Raw genomic sequence first — 2,954 nt, forward strand, 5'->3', positions numbered from 1 at the left:
CCCCCCCCCGTCCTGTGTGCCCGCCGTGTCGCGGGCCGTCACCGGGTTCGGCCCCCAGAACCGGGGCGTCTGTGCCGTCCCGGCGGCCCTGACCGCCCCGGTCGCTCACAGGGGTCCGACGGGCGGGCCGTCCCGCCCGGCCGGACGCCCGGGGCGTCCCTGGTGGTCCGGTCGGCTCCTCCGGTTCCCCTCAGCCCAGCGGGCTTCCCCTCGGCTCGTCCGTTCCGGGTGACCCGACCGCCCCTCCGGTGCCCCTCAGTCCACCGGGTGCCGGGGCTCCACCACCGTCTCCGGCCCGGGGTAGACGAGCCGTTCCTCCCCGTCGGGGAACCGCACCACGTACGGCGGCCCGTCGTCGGCGCCGCGTACCTCCACGATCTCCCCGACGTGCTGACCCTCGGTGCTCACGACCCCGTGCGTACGCACGTAGTCGCCGATGGACGCCCGCATGACCTCTCCCCCCGTTCGACCGGTTGGCCGTCACCCACGGGACCTACCCGAAACGCCGGTCCGGCGAAACGGCCCCCGGCGAGACGGCTCCCGGCGAGGCGGCTCCCAGCGGCACCGGGTAGGCACAAGTGCGTATCCGGTCCCCGACGAACCACAGATGTGGGCCCGGGGCCCCTCTTCCTAGCGTGGTGCACCACGAGAGCGGAAGAGAGGGGAAACCGTGCTCACGGTGCGCGAACTGACCAAACGCTACGGGGGGAGGACGGCGGTGGACGGACTCACCTTCACCGTCGAACCCGGGCGGGTGACGGGCTTCCTGGGACCCAACGGCGCGGGGAAGTCCACGACCATGCGGATGATGCTGGGCCTGGCCCGGCCCACGTCGGGAGAGGCGCTGGTCAACGGCCGGGAGTACGGGCGGCTGGACCGGCCGACGCGGCGGGTCGGCGCCCTGCTGTCGCCGGACGCCGCCCACCCCGGGCGCAGCGCCCGCGCCCACCTGACCGCGAAGGCCGCGGGCGGCGGTATCCCGAGGAGCCGGGTGGACGAGGTGCTGGAGGAGGTCGGCCTGACCGGCGTCGCCCGCCAGCGGGTCCACGGGTACTCCCTGGGCATGCGCCAGCGGTTGGGCGTCGCGGACGCGCTGCTGGGGGATCCGGGGGTGCTCCTGTTCGACGAGCCGGTGAACGGGCTCGACCTGGACGGTGTGCGGTGGATGCGCGACCTGACGCGGCGGCTCGCCGACGAGGGGCGCACCGTGTTCGTCTCCAGCCACCTGATGAGCGAGATGGAGATGGTGGCCGACCACCTGGTCGTGGTGGGGCGGGGGCGGCTGATCGCGGACGCGCCGATCTCCGACGTGATCGCGGCCTGGTCGCGCACGCACGTGCTGGTGCGCAGCCCGGACGCCGCGAGGCTGCGGGAGGGGCTGGAGCGGCTGGGGCCGTCGGTGCGGGTCGAGGCGGTGGAGGACACCTGGGACGACAGGGGTGTTCGGGGAGTCGGGGAGGCCGGTGACGCCCGTGATGGCGGTGATGTCCAGGACGGCGGGGAACCCGGAAGCGGAGGAGATGTCCGGGACAGCGGTGACTCCGGTGCCGAGCGATCAGCACGGGGTGCCGGTGGCGGACGGGGCCGAGACGGTCGTCAGGACCGGGGTGACGGCCGGGACCGGAGCAGCGACCGGAGCACCGGCCTGAGGGTGTTCGGGCTCGGGGTGACGGAGGTCGGCGACCACGCGCACGCCGTGGGAGCGCGGATCCACGGGCTCCGGCTGGAGGAGGCCTCGCTGGAGGAGGCCTACCTGGAATTGACCGGGGACTCCGTCGAGTACGGCGCCCGCTCCGGGCCCGCTGCCTCCGGCCGGGACGCTGCGGGGAACGCGGCGTCTTCCGGGAGCACCGCGGGACCGGCCGGGCCACTGCGCCGCGTGGGACGCAGGGGGTCCCGGTGAACCGGTGGCGGAAGGAAGGGGCGCGAGCCCTTGGCGGGAGCCGAAGCGGGCGGGACGACAGGGGTGAGGAGAGCATGACGGGTGTGTCGAGGGTGTCCGGTGCCACGGGTGCGAAGGAGGGTTCCGAAACCCCCGTGAGCGCCGAGGGAACGCGGCGGGCGGCGGGGACGGCGACGGCGGCCGACCGCTCCGGGGGCCGCCCCCGGACGGACCTGTTCCGGGAGGTCGCCGCCGAGTGGATCCGGCAGTCGTCCCTGCGCTCCACGTGGTGGGCGTTCGGCGCCGCGCTGGCGGGCATGGCCGTGTTCGCCGCGCTCATGGGCTACACCGAGTGGACCCGGATCATGGAGAACCCGGACGAGGCGGACGGCGCCGCGTTCATGCGGCTCACCTCGCAGGGGCACTTCTACCTGGTGCAGACCGCCGTGCTGGTGATGGCGGCGCTGGCCGCTACCGGGGAGTTCGGCAACCGCAGCGTCACCAGCACGCTGCTGTGGCGGCCCGCCCGGGGGACCGTGCTGGTCGCGCGCACGCTGGTGTCCGCCGCACTCGCCTTCGCGGCGGGCGTGCTCGCCACGCTGACGGCGGTCGCGGTGCTGAGCGTGTTCGTCGGCCGGTACGCCTCCGCCGACGTCGCCGAGACCCTGGTGACGTCGCTGAACGCGGGCGTGTGCATGGCGCTGTTCGCGGTGCTGTTCGTCGGGATCGGCACGGCGACGCGGAGCATGCCGGGCACGTTCATCGTGGGGTTCCTGCTGCTCATGGGGCTGCCGATGGTCATGCAGCTCTCCCAGGTGCAGATGATCAGCGACTTCGCGGCGCTGATGCCGGGAACGGCCGGGATCGAGTTCTACGCGGGCGGTGACGTGGGCTTCTACACGGCTCCGCACGACGGGCCGGTGAACATCGCCGCGGTCGTGGGCTGGGCCCTGGCCGCGCAGATCGTGGCCCACACCGAGCTGCGTGTGCGCGACGTGTAAAGGACCGGAGGAGCCTGACGGGGCCCTACCGGTGGCCGGAGGCCCGGGACGCGCAAGGCGCGTTCCGGGCC

The 2,954-nt window shown here is 74.1% G+C and carries 3 protein-coding genes; 2 read left to right on the plus strand and 1 reads right to left on the minus strand.

Features of this window, described 5'->3' with window-relative positions:
* Window positions 1–255 precede the first annotated feature (255 nt).
* Window positions 256–450 (minus strand): DUF1918 domain-containing protein, encoded by a 195-nt coding sequence (locus DQW06_RS24525; protein WP_013155254.1) that lies wholly within the window; start codon window positions 448–450, stop codon window positions 256–258.
* Window positions 451–670: 220 nt separating this feature from the next.
* Here DQW06_RS24525 and DQW06_RS24530 point away from each other — a divergent pair, with 220 nt between their 5' ends.
* Both DQW06_RS24530 and DQW06_RS24535 read left to right on the plus strand, forming a co-directional pair.
* Window positions 671–1,903, plus strand: a complete 1,233-nt coding sequence (locus DQW06_RS24530) for an ABC transporter ATP-binding protein (protein WP_117199394.1) — start codon at window positions 671–673, stop codon at window positions 1,901–1,903.
* Window positions 1,904–1,977: 74 nt separating this feature from the next.
* Complete coding sequence (locus tag DQW06_RS24535) at window positions 1,978–2,883, plus strand: ABC transporter permease (protein WP_117199395.1); 906 nt, start codon at window positions 1,978–1,980, stop codon at window positions 2,881–2,883.
* Window positions 2,884–2,954: the final 71 nt, after the last annotated feature.

Source organism: Nocardiopsis sp. TNDT3 (genome assembly GCF_003427465.1).
In the GTDB taxonomy this organism is placed as follows: Bacteria; Actinomycetota; Actinomycetes; order Streptosporangiales; family Streptosporangiaceae; genus Nocardiopsis; species Nocardiopsis dassonvillei.